Annotated in this window: 14 protein-coding genes and 2 pseudogenes; 9 read left to right on the forward strand and 7 right to left on the reverse strand. The window is 65.6% G+C overall.

Translation table 11 applies throughout. The annotated features are described in order from the left end of the window. Nucleotides 1-43: 43 nt before the first annotated feature. Together argJ and ACSKB9_RS26190 are read right to left on the reverse strand one after the other, a co-directional pair. Nucleotides 44-1,321, reverse strand: coding sequence for a bifunctional glutamate N-acetyltransferase/amino-acid acetyltransferase ArgJ (gene argJ, locus ACSKB9_RS26185; RefSeq protein WP_438076710.1), 1,278 nt, complete (start codon nt 1,319-1,321; stop codon nt 44-46). Between the two features lie 275 nt (nt 1,322-1,596). Beyond that, the gene (locus ACSKB9_RS26190) at nt 1,597-2,523 is read right to left on the reverse strand and encodes a peptidylprolyl isomerase (RefSeq protein WP_028337312.1); all 927 of its coding nucleotides are present in this window, start codon (nt 2,521-2,523) and stop codon (nt 1,597-1,599) included. A gap of 393 nt (nt 2,524-2,916) precedes the next feature. On the opposite strand from ACSKB9_RS26190, the gene secA reads away from it, so the two are divergent. Continuing rightward, nucleotides 2,917-5,781: a preprotein translocase subunit SecA gene (gene secA / locus ACSKB9_RS26195; protein ID WP_438076712.1), complete on the forward strand. Its 2,865-nt coding sequence runs from the start codon at nt 2,917-2,919 to the stop codon at nt 5,779-5,781. A 57-nt stretch (nt 5,782-5,838) separates the two neighbouring features. Here the strand turns inward: secA and ACSKB9_RS26200 are convergent, their stop codons facing one another. Together ACSKB9_RS26200 and ACSKB9_RS26205 are read right to left on the reverse strand one after the other, a co-directional pair. Then, nucleotides 5,839-6,273 (reverse strand): VOC family protein, encoded by a 435-nt coding sequence (locus ACSKB9_RS26200; protein ID WP_438076714.1) that lies wholly within the window; start codon nt 6,271-6,273, stop codon nt 5,839-5,841. Nucleotides 6,274-6,438: 165 nt separating this feature from the next. After that, entirely contained in the window at nt 6,439-6,882 is a 444-nt protein-coding gene (locus ACSKB9_RS26205) for a MarR family winged helix-turn-helix transcriptional regulator (protein WP_016847408.1), read from the reverse strand. A 178-nt stretch (nt 6,883-7,060) separates the two neighbouring features. Between ACSKB9_RS26205 and ACSKB9_RS26210 the strand changes: the two are divergent. From ACSKB9_RS26210 to ACSKB9_RS26245, 8 genes and pseudogenes are all read left to right on the forward strand, one after another. Then, nucleotides 7,061-8,241, forward strand: a pseudogene (locus ACSKB9_RS26210) (substrate-binding domain-containing protein). A gap of 79 nt (nt 8,242-8,320) precedes the next feature. Next, a pseudogene (locus ACSKB9_RS26215) lies at nt 8,321-9,504 on the forward strand (substrate-binding domain-containing protein). Nucleotides 9,505-9,668: 164 nt separating this feature from the next. After that, nucleotides 9,669-11,183: an amidase gene (locus tag ACSKB9_RS26220; protein WP_438076716.1), complete on the forward strand. Its 1,515-nt coding sequence runs from the start codon at nt 9,669-9,671 to the stop codon at nt 11,181-11,183. 42 nt (nt 11,184-11,225) lie between these two features. After that, the gene (locus ACSKB9_RS26225) at nt 11,226-12,083 is read left to right on the forward strand and encodes a branched-chain amino acid ABC transporter permease (RefSeq protein WP_028337306.1); all 858 of its coding nucleotides are present in this window, start codon (nt 11,226-11,228) and stop codon (nt 12,081-12,083) included. A 4-nt stretch (nt 12,084-12,087) separates the two neighbouring features. After that, nucleotides 12,088-13,305, forward strand: coding sequence for a substrate-binding protein (locus ACSKB9_RS26230; protein WP_028337305.1), 1,218 nt, complete (start codon nt 12,088-12,090; stop codon nt 13,303-13,305). A gap of 7 nt (nt 13,306-13,312) precedes the next feature. Then, on the forward strand, nt 13,313-14,407 hold the full coding sequence (locus tag ACSKB9_RS26235; protein ID WP_246668343.1) for a branched-chain amino acid ABC transporter permease: 1,095 nt from the start codon (nt 13,313-13,315) through the stop codon (nt 14,405-14,407). Next, nucleotides 14,394-15,128: an ABC transporter ATP-binding protein gene (locus ACSKB9_RS26240; RefSeq protein ID WP_092083122.1), complete on the forward strand. Its 735-nt coding sequence runs from the start codon at nt 14,394-14,396 to the stop codon at nt 15,126-15,128. Before ACSKB9_RS26235 ends, ACSKB9_RS26240 begins: the two co-directional genes overlap by 14 nt. After that, a complete protein-coding gene (locus tag ACSKB9_RS26245; protein ID WP_038387036.1) occupies nt 15,121-15,822 on the forward strand; it encodes a branched-chain amino acid ABC transporter ATP-binding protein in 702 nt (233 codons plus the stop codon). The genes ACSKB9_RS26240 and ACSKB9_RS26245 overlap by 8 nt, the downstream gene beginning before the upstream one ends. Before the next feature lie 6 nt (nt 15,823-15,828). Here the strand turns inward: ACSKB9_RS26245 and ACSKB9_RS26250 are convergent, their stop codons facing one another. From ACSKB9_RS26250 to ACSKB9_RS26260, 3 genes are read right to left on the reverse strand one after another with little or no spacing between them, the layout of a single operon-like run. Next, nucleotides 15,829-16,317, reverse strand: coding sequence for a DUF3147 family protein (locus ACSKB9_RS26250; protein WP_438076720.1), 489 nt, complete (start codon nt 16,315-16,317; stop codon nt 15,829-15,831). Beyond that, a complete protein-coding gene (locus ACSKB9_RS26255) occupies nt 16,314-16,661 on the reverse strand; it encodes a DUF3147 family protein (RefSeq protein WP_438076722.1) in 348 nt (115 codons plus the stop codon). Before ACSKB9_RS26255 ends, ACSKB9_RS26250 begins: the two co-directional genes overlap by 4 nt. Continuing rightward, nucleotides 16,658-17,281: a phosphatase PAP2 family protein gene (locus ACSKB9_RS26260; protein ID WP_438076724.1), complete on the reverse strand. Its 624-nt coding sequence runs from the start codon at nt 17,279-17,281 to the stop codon at nt 16,658-16,660. The genes ACSKB9_RS26255 and ACSKB9_RS26260 overlap by 4 nt, the downstream gene beginning before the upstream one ends. Nucleotides 17,282-17,310: the final 29 nt, after the last annotated feature.

Below are 17,310 nucleotides of genomic sequence, written 5' to 3' on the forward strand. Positions count from 1 at the left end.
CGCGCTACGCGCTCCTCAGGATGACGGGTAGGAAGGTGTGCGATTAAGACCGGTAATCTCCGTTGATCGCGACGTATTCCTTGGTGAGGTCGCAGGTCAGCACGCGGTCTTTGGCCTTGCCGAGGCCAAGCGCGACCTTGATCTGGATCTTCGGCGCCTTCATCGCCTCCGACACCTCTTTCTCGTTGTAGGACGGATCGCGCGCGCCGCTCTTGGCGACGCGGATGCCGTTGAAGGAGATCGAGAGCTTGTCGCGGTTGGCGGGCTCGCCGGCCTTGCCGACCGCCATCACCACGCGGCCCCAATTGGCGTCCTCGCCGGCGATCGCGGTCTTCACCAGCGGCGAATTGGCGATCGACATCGCGATTCTGCGCGCCGACGGTTTGGTGGTGGCGCCCTCGACCACGACCTCGACCAGCTTGCGGGCGCCTTCGCCGTCCCGCGCCACCTGCTCGGACAGATCAGCGAGGATCTGCTGGAACGCCTTGGTGAAGGCCTTCAGCCGCGGGTCGCCGGCGCGCGAGATCTTCGGCGCGCCATGGGCAGCGGCAGCGCCGGTCGCGAATGCCAGCAGCGTGTCCGAGGTCGAGGTGTCGCCGTCGATGGTCAGCGCATTGAAGGTGTCCTCGACGCCGGCCTTGAGCAGGGATTGCAGCACCGAGGCCGACAGCGGCGCGTCGGTGAAGATGAACGACAGCATGGTCGCCATGTCGGGCATGATCATCCCGGCACCCTTGGCCATGCCGTTGATCGTCACCTTGGCCTTGCCGAGCTTGACGGTCGCGGTGGCGACCTTCGGAAAGGTGTCGGTGGTCATGATTGCCTTCGCTGCGTCCATCCAGCGATCGGGGGTCGCGGTCTGCGCGAGCTGCGCCAGCACGCCGTCGAACTTGGTGGCGTCGAGCGGCTCGCCGATCACGCCGGTGGAGGCGAGGAACACGTCCGATGTCGAGCAGCCGACCGCCTTCGCCGCGATCTGCGCGGTCAGCGCGGTCGACGCCTTGCCGGTCTTGCCGGTGAAGGCGTTGGCGTTGCCGGAATTGACCACAAGCGCGCGCGCAGCGCCGCCCTTCAGCTTGGCGCGGCACCATTCGACCGGCGCCGACGGGCACTTCGACTTGGTGAAGACGCCGGCCACCGTGGTGCCCTTGTCGAGCAGCGCAAGCAGCACGTCGGTGCGCCCCTTGTAGCGGATGCCGGCGGCAGCGGTCGCAAGCCGCGCACCCGCGATCACGGGCATCTCGGGAACGTCTGATGGGGCGAGGGGGAGACGGCGGTGGACATCGGCAAGCTTCCGGCTACGGGGAGGGAAGCGCTCCATAACATCAACATCTCGCCGTGCGAAGCGGGAGAGGGCTGCGATGCGAACGCATAACGGCGTCGTCCCGGCGAAAGCCGGGACCCATAACCACCGTCATCAATTGTTCAAGAAACTGCTGCCACAGCAAGACAAGCTCCGCCGCGGATCATGGGTCCCGGCCCCCGTGCGCAATTGCGAAACGGGCCGGGACGACGCGATCAATCGAAGGCACCGCAAAAGCAAATGGCCGGGACATGCCCGGCCATCGCGCATTGAAGCCATTGACGTCGCGAAGCTTACTTCTTCGCCGGCGCCATCTTGTTGTCGGCCGGCTTCGGCGCGTCCTTGGCGGCATCCGCCGGCGCGGCCGCGTCGGCCGGCTTGTCCATGCGCTCGACCTTGGCGGCCTCGCGCAGCTTGGCGACATAGTCGGCCTGCGCCTTGCGGGTCACATAGGTCTCGATCTGGGCCTTCACCTGCTCGAAGTCGGGCGCCTTGCGGTTGCGCTTTTCCTCGACCTTGATGATGTGCCAACCGAACTGCGACTTGACTGGATCGGAGATCTTGCCCGGCTCGAGCGAGAAGGCGACCGCGGAGAATTCCGGCACCATCTGCTCCTTGGTGAAGAAGCCGAGGTCGCCGCCGTCGGAGGCGCCGGGGTCCTTGGATTTCTTCTTGGCGAGTTCGCCGAAGTCGGCGCCCTTGTCGAGCTCGGCCTTGATCGCCTTGGCCTCGTCCTCGGTCTCGACCAGGATGTGGCGGGCGCGCACCTCCTGCTCGCCGGTGATCTGCTTGGCGGCCTCCTCATAGACCTTCTTCATGGCGTCGTCGGTGGTCGCGGCCTTGCCCTCGCTGGCAAGCAGGCTGTCCATCAACAGGCGGTTGCGGGTGAAGGCGAGCCGCTTCTTGAAGTCGTCATTGTTCTCGATCTTCTTGTCCTCGGCGGCCTTGGACACGATCTTCATGTCGATCAGGAAGGACAGCACGTTGTCCTTGCGGGTCGAGGGGTCCATCTGCTGCAGGCTCGGGCCGAGTTCCTCCTCGGCGAGCGCCACGTCGCTGGCGTGGATCTCCGAGCCGTTGACCTTCGCCAGCACCGGGTCGGATTCCGCGGCCCGGACCGGGAGGCCGGCAGCCAGCACTGCGACAAGACAGCCCGTCGCGGCCAGGGTGGCGAGGCCGAGGCGCAGGCCGGTTTTGGTTTCCGGGGGCGAGGTGGTCATGCAAAATCCTTGTCTCAAAGGGGGGAAGCTCGAGCAGGGCGGACACTCGCCCAATCGTGTTACATTGGCAACGCGAAAGTCTTGTCAAAATGATGAATTCCTTGACATCTTGCCAGCGTTGACAACCCCCCGACCGGGCCATATCTCTGGCCAACCGCGTCAGCGGCGAGAGCGCTTATTTTGCTGCGTTTTTCGCCGTTGAACCCAGGATGGCCTGTTTCCCACTCAATTGGCGGAGGAGCCCCCCGGGCCGGGGCTCGAACCGTAGCGCGTCACGGTGAGTTGATAGGCGATCCGGCGGACCATCTCAGGCTGCAATCCAAGACTGAATTCCAAGTTGAATTCCAACACTGAACGAAGACCGAACTCGAGACCGAAGAACAGGAATTTCGCATGATCGGCGCGCTCGCCCGCAAGTTTTTCGGCTCCGCCAACGACCGTCGGGTCAAGGGGTATCAATCCCGCGTCAACGCCATCAACGCGCTGGAGCCCGAGCTCGTCAACCTGACGGACGATCAGCTCAAGGCCCGCACCGCCGAGTTCAAGCAGCAGCTCGCCAGCGGCAAGACGCTGGACGACATCCTGGTTCCGGCCTTCGCCACGGTGCGCGAGGCCGCCAAGCGGACGCTCGGCCAGCGCCATTTCGACGTTCAGCTGATCGGCGGCATGGTGCTGCACGAGGGCGACATCGCCGAGATGAAGACCGGCGAAGGCAAGACGCTGGTCGCGACCCTTGCGGTCTACCTCAACGCGCTCGCCGGCAAGGGCGTCCACGTCGTCACCGTCAACGACTACCTCGCCCGCCGCGACTCGGGCTGGATGGGCCAGATCTACGCCTTCCTGGGGCTGACCACCGGCGTGATCGTGCACGGCCTCGACGACGCCGAGCGCAAGGCCGCCTATGCCTGCGACATCACCTACGGCACCAACAACGAATACGGCTTCGACTATCTGCGCGACAACATGAAGTACCGCCTGGAGGACATGGTCCAGCGCGAGCACTATTACGCGATCGTCGACGAAGTGGACTCGATCCTGATCGACGAGGCGCGCACGCCGCTGATCATCTCCGGCCCGCTCGACGACCGCTCGGATTTCTACAACACCATCGACACCTTCATGCCGAATCTCGCCAAGAAGGACGACTACGAGGTCGACGAGAAGCAGCGCACGGTGACGCTGACCGAAGGCGGCATGGAGAAGCTGGAGAACCTGCTGCGCGACGCCGGCCAGCTCAAGGGCGACTCGCTGTACGACGTCGAGAACGTCTCCGTCGTGCATCACGTCAACCAGGCGCTGCGCGCGCACACGCTGTTCACGCGCGACAAGGACTACATCGTCCGCGACGACGAGGTCGTCATCATCGACGAGTTCACCGGCCGCATGATGCAGGGCCGCCGCTATTCGGAAGGCCTGCACCAGGCGCTGGAAGCCAAGGAGCACGTCACGGTCCAGCCCGAGAACCAGACGCTGGCCTCGATCACCTTCCAGAACTATTTCCGGATGTACCAGAAGCTGTCCGGCATGACCGGCACGGCGCTGACCGAAGCCGACGAACTGTTCGACATCTACAAGCTCGAGGTCGTTGAGATCCCGACCAACCTGCCGGTGGCGCGCCTTGACGAGGACGACGAGGTCTACCGCACCCAGAACGAGAAATACGCCGCGATCCTTGCCGAGATCGAGCGCGCCAACAAGCGGCTGCAGCCGGTGCTGGTCGGCACGGCGTCGATCGAGAAGTCGGAAGTGCTGGCCGAGTACCTGAAGAAACACGGCTACAAGCAGATCGACTTCACGTCCGAATCCGGCATGGAGAAGCTCTATGCCGCCGCGCGCGCCGGCAAGCCGGCAAAGCTGTTCGCGGTGCTGAACGCGCGCTTCCACGAGCAGGAAGCCTATATCGTCGCGGAAGCCGGCGTGCCGGGCGCGATCACGATCGCGACCAACATGGCCGGCCGCGGCACCGACATCAAGCTCGGCGGCTCGCTCGAGATGCGGATCCAGCAGGAGACCGCCGGGATCACCGATGAGGCCGAGAAGGCCAAGAAGATCGAGCAGATCAAGGCCGACATCGAGCGCTTCCGCGAGATCGTGCTGAAGGCGGAAGAGGATTTCGAGGTCGAGCCCGCCAAGGGCAACAAGCCCGCGAAGACCGTGAAGAAGCCGGGCGGCCTCTACATCATCGGCTCCGAGCGTCACGAATCCCGCCGCATCGACAACCAGCTGCGCGGCCGTTCCGGCCGTCAGGGCGATCCCGGCCGCTCGAAGTTCTTCCTGTCGCTGGAAGACGATCTGATGCGCATCTTCGGCTCCGACCGGCTCGACAGCATGCTGCAGCGGCTCGGCCTGCAGGAAGGCGAAGCGATCATCCATCCCTGGATCAACAAGGCGCTCGAGAAGGCGCAGCAGAAGGTCGAGGCGCGCAACTTCGACATCCGCAAGAACCTCTTGAAGTTCGACAACGTCCAGAACGACCAGCGCAAGGTGATCTTCGACCAGCGCGTCGACCTGATGAAGGACGACAGCGTCGTCGAGACCGTGACCGACATGCGCCATGCCTTCGTCGAGGACGTGGTCGCCAAATACATTCCTGAGCACGCCTATGCCGAGCAGTGGGACACCGCCGGCCTCAAGGACGAGCTGAAGCGCGTGCTCGATGTCGATCTGCCGGTCGACGAATGGGCCAAGGAAGAGGGCATCGCCGACGAGGAGCTGCTGACCCGCATCGAGACCCATGTCGACGAGCGCATGGCCGCCAAGGTCGCGCAATGGGGTCCCGACGTGATGCGTTACGTCGAGAAGACCATCCTGCTGCAGACGCTGGACCATCTCTGGCGCGAGCACCTGATCATGCTCGACCATCTGCGACAGGTGATCGGCCTGCGCGGCTATGGCCAGCGTGACCCGTTGCAGGAGTACAAGACCGAAGCCTTCAACCTGTTCCAGGAGATGAGCGCGCATCTGCGCGAGGCCGTCACCGCGCAGCTGATGCGGGTCGAGATCGTGCCGCCGGAGGAGCCGCCGCAGCCGCTGCCGCTGATGGAAGCGCACAAGCTCGATCCCAACACCGGCGAGGACGAGTTCGCGCAGGCCCGCCTGACCGAGGCCACCTACGCCCAGGCCTCGCTGGCGCCCGGGATGATTGCCACCGAGCGTGATCCGAACGATCCGGCGAGCTGGGGCAAGGTCGGCCGCAACGAGGACTGCCCCTGCGGGTCAGGCAAGAAGTACAAGCACTGCCACGGCCGGTACGCTTAAGCCGCCACGCGCGCCGACGCCGCGGGCGACTGTCCCGCCCGTCGAGCCGCAGCGCCTTCAGCCGGCGAAGGCCCTGTCGAGATCGGCGATCACGATCTTCTGCATCTTCAGCATCGCCTGCATCGCGCGATCGGCTGCCTTGCGATCGGGGGCGCTGAGATAGCGGCCGAGCGCGGTCGGGATCACCTGCCAGGACAGGCCGAAGCGGTCCTTGAGCCAGCCGCAGCGCGATTCCTGGCCGCCATCGGTGAGCTTTTCCCAGAAGTAGTCCACCTGCTCCTGGGTCTCGACGCTCAGGAAGAACGACACCGCCTCGTTGAACTTGTGCTGCGGCCCGCCATTGAGCGCGTGGAACCGCTGCCCCTCGAGCTCGAAGGTCGCCATGAAATCGCTGACGGTCTCGATCTTGGCGTTCGGAAACACCGATTGGTAGAAGGTGACGGCATCGCGGACGTTGTTGTCGAGCCAGAGGAACGGCGTGATCGAAGTCATGACGGGAAATCCTCACTAACGAGTAATCGGGTGGACCAGCGCGGCCAAGCGCGAAGGCTGCGCCGCAGGGCGCGCCCCAAGGACGCACCAAACCGCTGCATCCCGACATTTCCTGGCGGTCTTTTTTCGATGGCTTCGGTAGAAACGCGCCGGGCCGGCGCGACCTTAATTGGCGCTGCCGATCAGGCTTTCCAGCAGGCGCTTGAGCTCGGTGGTCGACTTGTCGCCATAGCTCTCGACGATGTGCTCCTCCTGGCTCACCGCGAGCGAGTTGAGCCGCCGGCACAGCGCCTTGCCGCGGTCGGAGACGAACATCAGCACCTTGCGGCGATCCTTGGGATCCTGGACGCGGTAGACCAGGGCGTCCGACACCATGCGGTCGATCATCTTGGTCAGCGTCGGATGGTTGAGCAGCACAGCATCCGCAAGCTCGCCCATCGAGTGGCCGTTGCCGTCGGACAGCACCTTCAGGATGCGCCACTGCTCGACCGGCACGCCTTCCTTGGCGAGCCGCGTCTCCAACTGCCGGTTGATCTCCCGGTTGGCTTGCGCCAGCAGGTAGGCGAGATGTTCGGTGATCGGGGAATTTTCTTTCGGCGGTTTAGCCACGGCGTAAGACCTGGTTCCTGACCCGGTGAATGAATGTCCGGCAACTCATGCCGTTTCTATATGCACTTCAATTGTTGAATATTCAATATTTTCACCTAGGATATTCCCCCAACCAAGGGGCGGATGCCGCGACCGCCCGCTGGCTGCGTTGCGTACTGCTTCCCAGACAGGAGTTGGCGTGCTCTCGACGGTCTCTTTCCAGGCGTATGGCGGCATGCCCGTCCCGCCGCCGCTGCTGTTTCGAAATCCGTCGTCCTGCGCGGCCGATCTCGCTTTGACCCTCAAGCCCGGCTCGTCGCGCCGTCGCGGCACCGACAGCAAGCTTCGAATCGGCAATTTCATCACCTTCTCCGGCGCGCCCGGAATCTGGGGGCCGATCTCCGCCAACAGCGTCATGCTCGCGGTCGCCGAGATCAACCGGCGCGGCGGCATCCGCGGCCGCGAGGTCGAATTGTCGATGTACGACGCCGGCGGCCCGATCGAGGAGGTGGTGCGCCGCGCCGAGCGGGCGATCGCTTTCGACGAGATCGACGTGATCATGGGCTCGCATATTTCGGCAGTGCGCCTCGCGCTGCGCAAGGTCACAGCCGGCCGCATCCCCTATGTCTACACGCCGGTCTATGAGGGCGGCGAGCGGACGCCCGGGGTGATGGCGATCGGCGAGACGCCGCGCGCGGAAAGCCGGCCGGCGATCCACTGGCTCACCGAGGTCAAGAAGGCGCAGCGCTGGTATCTGATCGGCAGCGACTATGTCTGGCCCTGGCAATCGCATCGCGCGGTGAAGCGCTACATCAAGGAGGCCGGCGGCCATGTCGTCGGCGAGGAATTCGTCCCGCTCGGCGAGGACAATCACGAGCCGCATCTGGCGCGGATTCGCGCAGCACGGCCCGATGTCGTGCTGATCTCCCTGATCGGCACCGACAGCATCACCTTCAACCGTGCCTTCGCCGAGGCCGGGCTTGCGGCGACCACGCTGCGTTACGCCGGCGCGATGGACGAGACCGTGATGCTCGGCATCGGCCGGACTCGACCCAAAACCTGTTCTGCGCCTCCGGCTATTTCGGCTGCATCGATTCGCGCGCCAATGACGACTTCCGGACCAGCTACCGCGCGATGTTCGGGGCGCATGCGCCGCCGATCGGCTCGGTCGGGCAGTCGAACTATGAGGGGATGCGCTTTCTCGAAGCGGCGGCCAACCAGGCGCGCTCGCTGTCGATCGGACCATTGTCCGCCGCAGCGCACAACCTCGTCTACAGCGGCGCCCGCGGCACCGTCACCCTTCGCGACGGCCGCGCCGAGATGCCGATCTATCTTGCCGAGGCCGACGGTCTCGACTTCAATGTGATCAGGACGATCTAGATGGACCGGCCGATGCCGCGCTCGCCGCGCGGCTTGCCGGTGCCAGACAGGAGCAGGTGTGCAATCGACGCCCTACGTCATGGCCCGAACCTCGAGCAGCAGGTATGGCGGCCTTCCATGCCCGCCTTCCCTGCTGTTCCGGAACCTGACGTCGGCGCGGTCCGATCGGGTCTTTTCCCGATGGATCGGGACGGTTTCGGTCCGCGCGGTGCGCGCAGCGGGCTGCGGATCGCCGGCTTCGTCTGCTGCACCGGTTCGCCCGGGATGTGGGGACCGGCGGCGACCTCGAGCGCACAGCTCGCCGTCGCCGACATCAACCGGCGCGGCGGCATCCTCGGCCGCGAGGTCGAGTTCTCGGTCTATGACGCCGGCGGACCGATCGAGGACGTGCTCGATCGCGCCGAGCAGGCGATCGCATCCGACGATGTCGATCTCATCATGGGCATGCACACTAGCGCGGTGCGCGTCGCGCTGCGTGGCCTCATCACCCGCAGCAAGATCCCCTACATCTACACGCCGGTCTATGAAGGCGGCGAGCGGACGCCGGGCGTCATCGCGATCGGTGAGACGCCACGCTGGCAGAACCGGCCGTCGATCCACTGGCTGGCCGAGGCGAAGCGCGCTTCGCGCTGGTACCTGATCGGCAGCGACTATGTCTGGCCATGGCAGTCGCACCGCGCAGTGAAGCGCTACATCAAGGAGACCGGCGGTCTCGTGGTCGGCGAGGAGTTCGTGCCGGTCGGCGAGGATAATCACGAGGCGCAGCTGGAACGGATTCGTGCTGCGAAACCCGATGTCGTGCTGATCTCGCTGATCGGCACCGACAGCGTGACCTTCAACCGCGCCTTCGCCGATGCCGGCCTTGCCGCCACCACGCTGCGCTTTGCCGGCTGTTTCGACGAGACGGCGCTGCTCGGCATCGGCGCCGACAAGACGGAGAACCTTTACTGCGCCTCCGGCTATTTTCCCTCCGTCGGCTCACGCGAAGGCGACGATTTCAGGGACCGCTATCGCGCGATGTTCGGTGCCTTCGCGCCGCCGGTCGGCTCGTGCAGCGAGTCCGCCTATGAAGGATTCTGCCTGCTTGAGGCCGCCGCCAAGCGCGCCGGCACGCTGGACATGCGGCCGCTGCTCGCGGCGGCGGACAACCTCGTCTATCGCGGCCCGCGCGGTCCGGTCACGGTGCGCAGCGGCCATGCCAGGATGCCGATGTATCTTGCCGAAGCCGACGGTCTCGACTTCAGGGTGATCAAGCCGATCTGAGCAGTGCGACAGCGTCGCCGGAAGGTTTTGCGAAATAATCCTTGAAAAGGAAAATATTTCCGTTTTCAATACAACAATGGGGTGAGCGGTTCGCGCGGGCAACGCGCCGCCGCACCCTGCCTCGAGGGATCAAATCCAAAGATCAAAAGCTTCAGGAGAGCGCCGTGACCGTCGTCCTTCCCACGCCAACGCAACTTCGTGCCGTCGCCGAGCAGTGCGGCCTGTCACTGACCGATGAGGATGTGGCCTCGTTCCGCGGCCTGATGCAGGGCTCGATCGACGCCTACAACGTGATCGCCGCGATGCCGGACGAACTGCCCGCGGTGAAATATCCGCGCACGCCCGGCTATCGCCCGGCGCCAGAGGAGAACCCGCGCAACGCCTGGTACTACAAGGCGACCGTGAAGGGCGCGGCCTCCGGCAAGCTCAAGGGCAAGACGGTGGCGCTGAAGGACAACATCATGCTGGCCGGCGTGCCGATGACGAACGGCTCGTCGACGCTGGAAGGCTATATCCCCGATTTCGACGCCACCATCGTCACGCGCATGCTCGATGCCGGCGCCGAGATCGCCGGCAAGACCCATTGCGAGCACTTCTGCCTGTCCGGCGGCAGCCACACCAACTCTTACGGAGCGGTGCACAATCCGCACAAGATGGGCTACTCGGCCGGGGGCTCGTCGTCGGGCTCCGGCGTCGTGGTCGCGCTCGGCGAGGTCGACATGGCGATCGGCGGCGACCAGGGCGGCTCGATCCGCATGCCGTCCTCGTTCTGCGGCACCTACGGCATGAAGCCGACCTGGGGCCTCGTGCCCTATACCGGCATCATGCCGATCGAGATCTTCGTCGACCACACCGGACCGATGACCGCGACGGTGGAGGACAACGCGCTGCTGCTCGAAGTGATCGCCGGCGACGACGGCTACGATCCGCGCATCAAGGCGCCCAAGGTCGAGGATTACACCAAGGCGCTGGGCAAAGGCGTCAAGGGCATGAAGATCGGCATCCTCAAGGAAGGCTTCGAGCAGCCGACCGCGGAGGCCGCGGTCAATGAAAGCGTGCGCGAGGCGGCCAAGCGCTTCAAGGACCTCGGCGCCTCGGTCGACACCGTGTCGATCCCGATGCACATGGTCGGCCCCGCGATCTGGACCCCGATCGGCACCGAAGGCCTGACCCAGACCATGATGTTCGGCGACGGCTACGGCCTCAGCCGGCCCGACCTCTATTCGACCTCGCTGATGGACTTCCATCGCGGCTGGCGCCGCCAGGCGGACTCGCTGTCGGAGACCACCAAGCTGTTCATGATGCTCGGCACCTACATCAACAACAATTTCGGTCCGCGCTTCTACGGCAAGGCGCTCAATATCTCCCGCCGCCTCACCGCGGCCTATGACAAGGCGTTCAAGGATTATGACCTGCTGCTGCTGCCGACCACGCCGATGAAGGCGCCGGCGCTGCCGGCGGCCAATGCCAGCCGCGAGGACTATGTCGCCCGCGCGCTCGAGATGATCACCAACACCGCGCCGTTCGACATCACCCATCACCCGGCGATGTCGCTGCCCTGCGGTATGGTCAACGGCCTGCCGGTCGGGTTGATGCTGGTCGGCCGGATGTTCGAGGAATCCACCATCTACCGCGCCGCGCACGCCTTCGAGCAGGCCGGCGACTGGAAGAAGATGTGAGGCGCCGCTTGTTGCAGACGCAGGCTGGATGGATCGAACGTCATGGCTAGCACTTTTGCCGCGGCGTTCGAGATAGTGAGCTTCGGCGCGATCATCGTGCTGGTGGTGCTCGGGCTCGGCATCATCGCCAGCATGATGGGCATCTTCAACTTCGCGCAGGGCGAGTTCGTCCTGCTCGGGGCCTATGTCACCTATCTGGCCTACGCCCATGGCGCGCCGGTCTGGGCCGGCATGGTCGCGGCGCCCTTCGTGGTCGGCGCGATCGGCTTCGTGCTGGAGGCGCTGATCATCAGGCGGTTCTACGCCGCGCCGATCGTGGCGATGCTCGGCACCTATGCGCTCGGCCTGATCATCCGCGAGAGCGTGCGCGGCCTGATCGGCGGCTTCTATCTCACGGTGCCGGAGCCGATCGGCGGTTCGATCGACCTCGGCTCCGTCCACATCTCGGCCTGGCGCTTCACCATCATCGTGATCACGCTCTTGGTGATGGGTGGCTGCTATCTCTTGCTGGCGCGCACCTCGTTCGGGCTTCGCGTCCGCGCCACGCTGGAGAATCCGGCGCTGGCCCGCGCGTCGGGCATCTCGACCCCCCTGATCTACGGGGCGACCTTCGCGTTCGGCGCGGCGCTGGCCGGACTTGCCGGCGCGCTGATCGTGCCGGTGTTCAGCCTGTTCGCCGATCTCGGCATCCGCTTCCTGATCCAGGGCTTCGTTGCCGTGATGGTCGGCGGGGTCGGCTCCTTCATCGGTCCGGTCGCCGGAGCCGGTGTGATCGGCACGCTCAGCGCGGCGCTGCCATGGGTGATGTCTCCTGTCGTCGCCGACGTCCTCGTCTTCGTGCTCGCAATTGCCTTCATCAAATTCCGCCCGCAGGGCCTCATATCGGGAAAAGGGGTTTAGTCAGATGTTCGATCGCACCAATCTCACGCGCCGCCGCTTCATGAGCAATTTCGCTTTCGCGACCGGCGCGCTCGCGACCGGGGTCGGCAGCTGGGTGGTCAGGCCCGACTGGGCCAACGCCGCGGAGGGACCGATCAAGGTCGGCATCGCGACCGACCTGACCGGCCCGATCGCCTATGCCGGCAACGCCGACGCCAACGTCGCCAAGATGGTGATCAAGGAGATCAACGCCGGCGGCGGCCTGCTCGGCCGGCCGCTCGAGCTCTACATCGAGGACACCGCCTCGAACGAATCGGTCGCGGTCGGCAATGTCCGCAAGCTGATCCAGCGCGACAAGGTCGACATGGTGCTCGGCGGAATCACCTCGTCGATGCGCAACGCGATCAAGGATCCGATCGTGGCGCGCGGCAAGACGCTCTACATCTATCCGCAGCTCTACGAAGGCAAGGAGTGCACGCCCTACCTGTTCTGCACTGGCCCGACCCCGGCGCAGCAGTGCGACACCTTCATTCCCTGGCTGATCAAGAACGGCGGCAAGAAGTTCGCGCTGCCGAGCGCCAACTATGTCTGGCCGCACACGCTCAACGTCTACGCCCGCAAGGTGATCGAATCGAACGGCGGCGAGGTGGTGTTCGAGGAATACTACCCGCTCGACCAGGTCGACTTCTCGGCCACCGTCAACCGCGTCATCTCCAACAAGGTCGACGTCGTCTTCAACACCGTGATCCCGCCCGGCGTCGGCCCGTTCTTCAAGCAGCTCTATGAAGCCGGCTTCCTCAAGAACGGCGGGCGGCTCGCCTGCGTCTACTATGACGAGAACACGCTCAACATCAATCAGGCCAACGAGATCGAAGGCCTTGCGAGCTGCCTCGACTATTTCAAGGTGCTGACCAAGGAGGATCCGTTCGACGCCAAGCTGCAGGCGGCCTATGAGAAGGATTTCCCCGGCAACTTCCTGTTCGCGGCCGGCAGCGCCGCCACCGGCACCTATCGCGGCCTCAAGCTGTGGGAGGCGGCGGTCAAGGAGGCCGGCAAGGTCGACCGCGACTCCGTTGCGGCCGCGCTCGACCACGCCAAGATCGCCGAAGGGCCGGGCGGACCCGCGGAGATGGTGCCGGGCAAGCGTCACTGCAAGATGAAGATGTACACCGCTGTTGCCAAGGGCGGGAACTATGAGATCGTGGCGCGCAGCGACGGTCTCGTTGATCCCAAGGAATGCTGAGCGATCAATGGTTGGAGCAAGAGAGGCTGTCGCACGCGTCGGTGAGGAACCAGATGTCGTGACGGGCGAGGGTGCACCGGCCGCAAGCGCGCCGGCGGGACGGGCATCGGCAGGATGGAAGGTCCTGCCGATCGTGGAGGGGCTGGTGCTGTTGATCGCACTGGTCCTGCCATGGGTGCTGCAGGATTATCTCACGGTGTTCGCCACCCGCGTGGTGATCCTCGCGCTGTTCGCGCTGTCGTTCGACCTGGTGTGGGGCTATGCCGGCATCATGAGCTTCGGCCAGGCGCTGTTCTTCGGCGCCGCCGGCTACGGCGTGGCGCTCTTGGCACGCGATCTCAACGTCACCTCGATCCTCCTGATCCTGCCCGCCGGCACGCTGATCGGGCTCACCGCGTCGCTGCTGCTCGGCGGCTTCCTGCTGCTCGGGCGTTATCCCTCGAGCGTGATCTTCGTCTCGCTAGGCACCCTGACCGGCTCCTATGCCGCGGACCGGCTGGCGCGCGGCTGGTACTATCTCGGCGGCCAGAACGGCATCCCGTCGATCCCGCCGCTCACCCTCGGCAGCTACGAGTTCGAGGAGGGGCCGATCTACTACTACATGGTGCTCGGCATCCTCGTGGTCGTTTATCTGCTCTGCCGCTTCCTGGTCCGCTCGCAATTTGGTCTCGCGCTCGCCGGCCTGCGCGAGAACGAGCAGCGCATCGCCTTCTTCGGCTACAAGGCGCAGCATCTGAAGGCGATCATCTTCGCGGTCGGCGGCACCATCGCCGGTCTCGCCGGCAGCCTCTATGCCTTCCACGAGGGCTTCGTCTGGCCCAACATGCTGGGCGTCGTGTTCTCGACCCAGGTCGTGCTCTACGTCTTGTTCGGCGGCTCCGGCACGTTGATCGGCGCCGTGATCGGCACCGTGATCATCGAGGGCGTCAGCTTCTGGCTGTCGGACAATTACCGCGACGTCTGGCCGATCATCCTCGGCGTGCTGCTGCTGCTCGTCATCATGTTCCGGCCGCTCGGGCTGATCTCCTTCGTGCTCGGCGAGCGCGAACGGGTCGGCAGTTTCGGCAAAGCCCCGAAGGAGACCGGCAATGCCGCTCCTTGAGGCGCAAGGCATCAGCAAGGTGTTCGGCAAGCTGACCGCGCTCGACGGTGCAGCGCTGACCGTCGGCGAGAACGAGTTTCACGGCCTGATCGGCCCCAACGGCTCGGGGAAGAGCACGCTGATGAAATGCGTCGCCGGCGCCGAGGTGCCGACCACGGGCAAGGTCTCCTTCGTCAACACCGACATCACGGCGTTCACGCCGACCGAGCGCGCTCGCGCCGGCATGAGCCTGAAGTTCCAGATCACCTCGGTGCTGCCGACGCTGACGCTGTACGACAACATCCTGCTGGCGCTGCAGGCGCACTGCTCGCTGTTCGACCTGGTGCTGTCGCGCACCCGCAAGAGCCTGCACGACCAGGTGATGACGATGCTGACCCAGTTCCGGCTCGCCGATCGCGCGCATGATGCCGCCGCGGCGCTGTCGCACGGCCAGCAGCAATGGCTCGAGATCGCGATGGCGCTCGCCGGCAAGCCACGGCTGTTGCTGCTGGACGAGCCGACCGGCGGCATGAGCCTCGAGGAGCGCCGCGTCACCGGCGAGCTGTTGCAGCCGATCAAGCAGCATTGCTCGCTCGTCATCGTCGAACACGACCTCGATTTCATCCGCGACATCTGCGACCGCCTCACCGTGCTCGACCAGGGCAAGGTGCTGGCCTCGGGAACGGTCGCGGAAATCCAGGCCAACAAAAGCGTCCAGGAGATCTATCTTCGCCGTGCCTGAGCAAACCTTCCTCGATATCCGGCATCTCGATGCCGGTTATGGCCGCAGCCAGGTCCTGTTCGATGTCAACATCGGCATCCCCTGGCGCGGCGGCGTCGCCGTGCTCGGCCGCAACGGCGCCGGCAAGACCACGCTGATGAAGACCATCGTCGGCGAGCTCGCAAGCTCGCAGGGCGAGTTGTTCTTCGACGGCCGCGACATCACCCGCCGCCGCACCGAGGAGCGGGTGCGCTCCGGCATCGGCTATGTGCCGCAGGAGCATTCGGTGTTCGCCCGCCTGTCGGTGCGCGACAACCTCGCGGTCGGGTCGCTGTTCAATCCGGATGCCAGCGCGGTCGATCGCGTGCTGGCCATCTTCCCGAAACTCGGCCAGCGGCTCGACCAGCCGGCCGGCACGCTGTCCGGCGGCGAGCGCAAGATGCTGGCGATCGGCCGCGCCATGCTCGGCAATCCAAAGCTGCTGCTCTTGGACGAGCCAACCGAAGGCGTCTGGATCGGCGTGATCGAGGAGATCACCGAGCGGCTGATCGAGCTTGCGAAGAGCATCTCGGTCGTGATCGTCGAGCAGCATCTCGACCTCGCGCTGCGCGTCGCCGACTATGCCTATGTGCTGGACCGCGGCCGCGTCGCGCTGCAGGGCGGCGCGAGCGAGGTGCGGAGCGATCCGGAACTGCTGCGCTATCTGGCGCCGTAGCAGGCTTCAATGCGGCAGACGGTCGGCCTTGCGGCCGATCACGCCGTCTCGCGGCGTCCGCGTCCGCCGTGCCGATCGCATCTCGCGACGCACATACCAGGCCGCGACCGAGCAGATCAGCCAGGCCAGCGATGCGGCGATGAAGGCGGCCGGGATGCTGCGATCGACCGTCAGCAGGAAGACGACGGCAAATGCCAGCATGCCGACCGCGCCGAGCGCAGCGCCCGCCGCATCGAGCGCCGCGGCCTGCTGCCCGCGCCACGTGCCGTCGAGGCCGGCGTTCCGCTTGCGGCGGATTTCATGCTTCTCGATGAGGGTGGCGCTGGCGCAGAAGATGGCGGGGAGTGCAAGAAAGGCGCCGCCGACATAGGCGCCGCAAGTGCTGCTGATCAGGCCGGTCAGGACGGTGGCGCCGCCACCGAGCACGAAGCGGATCAGATATTCGGTCCAGCGGCTTTCCCTGAGCGAGGACAGTGAGACGCGGACCGGTGTCATGCCTGTCCTCCGGCAACGCCCAGCAAGCCGAAGACGATCGCGAGCCAGACGACAAGCGCCAGCAAGGTGGCGGGGGCGGCGCGGAGCCTCGCGCGAATCAGCAGTTGGCAGACCGCGAAGCTATAGACGGCCAGCGCAACGGCGCCGGCCATCATCGCGCGGCTCTGCAGACCGGCATAGTCGGCGCCGTGCTGGTACACGGCGATGCCGAGAGTGGCGAGCGCAACCGACGGCGCCGCGCCGAACAGCCCGGCGAAGCTCTTCGGACGCAGCACGTCACCCAGCATCGCGAAGGCCGACACCACGGCCCCGCCCACGAGAAAGCGGATGACATATTCGCTCATCGCGCCTTGCCCCGCGGTGGATCGTCACCGGGATAGCCGGTCCACAATCGCAGCAGCCGCTCGAGAAGTGCTCCGAGCCCGAATCCCGCGATCACGTCGCTCGTCCAGTGTGCGAGCACTACAATGCGCGTCAGCGAGAGGCCGACCGCGAGTGCCTGGATTGGGCGGCGCGCGCCGGCGGGCAATGTCGCGGCCGCCGACGCCAGCGCGCCCATATGCAGCGCGTGGCCGGATGGGAAGGCGTCGTCGCGCTTGCCAGAGATCGGGATGCCGTTGGCATGGCCGGCCACGGTCAGGCGATCCGGGCGAGTCTGGTTGAACAGCAACTTCAGGCCATGCGGCAGCAGCGATGCTGCGACCGTCACCAGCAGCGCGTGATTGCCGGCGCGCTCGAGCGAGGCGCCGCGCCCGCGTGAGGCGAGCCAGCCTGCGGCGGCGAGCACAAGCAGGACCTTTTCGTCAGCGCCCCAGGTCAGTGTGCGGGCGATCTCTTCCGGCGCAGGTGCGGTGTTGCGGGCGATCGCACGCGCGATCATGGCGTCCGCCGCGGTCGGGCGAATGGTGATCGGGAAGGGGGCGCCTCGCTGGCGGCGTGCTTGAACTCTGGCTGTCGTATGCATGGTCAGGTTCCCATCCAACGCGCCAGCCG

The organism is Bradyrhizobium sp. BR 1433 (genome assembly GCF_051547665.1).
GTDB classification, from domain to species: Bacteria; Pseudomonadota; Alphaproteobacteria; order Rhizobiales; family Xanthobacteraceae; genus Bradyrhizobium; species Bradyrhizobium australafricanum.

What these genes read in the sequence shown, in the direction of transcription:
- ACSKB9_RS26250 (WP_438076720.1), bottom strand. Translation starts at nt 16,317, where the DNA reads ATGACACCGGTCCGCGTCTCACTGTCCTCGCTCAGGGAAAGCCGCTGG.
- ACSKB9_RS26255 (WP_438076722.1), bottom strand. Translation starts at nt 16,661, where the DNA reads ATGAGCGAATATGTCATCCGCTTTCTCGTGGGCGGGGCCGTGGTGTCG.
- ACSKB9_RS26235 (WP_246668343.1), top strand. Translation starts at nt 13,313, where the DNA reads ATGGTTGGAGCAAGAGAGGCTGTCGCACGCGTCGGTGAGGAACCAGAT.
- secA (WP_438076712.1), top strand. Translation starts at nt 2,917, where the DNA reads ATGATCGGCGCGCTCGCCCGCAAGTTTTTCGGCTCCGCCAACGACCGT.
- ACSKB9_RS26225 (WP_028337306.1), top strand. Translation starts at nt 11,226, where the DNA reads ATGGCTAGCACTTTTGCCGCGGCGTTCGAGATAGTGAGCTTCGGCGCG.
- ACSKB9_RS26240 (WP_092083122.1), top strand. Translation starts at nt 14,394, where the DNA reads ATGCCGCTCCTTGAGGCGCAAGGCATCAGCAAGGTGTTCGGCAAGCTG.
- argJ (WP_438076710.1), bottom strand. Translation starts at nt 1,321, where the DNA reads ATGGAGCGCTTCCCTCCCCGTAGCCGGAAGCTTGCCGATGTCCACCGC.
- ACSKB9_RS26260 (WP_438076724.1), bottom strand. Translation starts at nt 17,281, where the DNA reads ATGCATACGACAGCCAGAGTTCAAGCACGCCGCCAGCGAGGCGCCCCC.
- ACSKB9_RS26190 (WP_028337312.1), bottom strand. Translation starts at nt 2,523, where the DNA reads ATGACCACCTCGCCCCCGGAAACCAAAACCGGCCTGCGCCTCGGCCTC.
- ACSKB9_RS26230 (WP_028337305.1), top strand. Translation starts at nt 12,088, where the DNA reads ATGTTCGATCGCACCAATCTCACGCGCCGCCGCTTCATGAGCAATTTC.
- ACSKB9_RS26200 (WP_438076714.1), bottom strand. Translation starts at nt 6,273, where the DNA reads ATGACTTCGATCACGCCGTTCCTCTGGCTCGACAACAACGTCCGCGAT.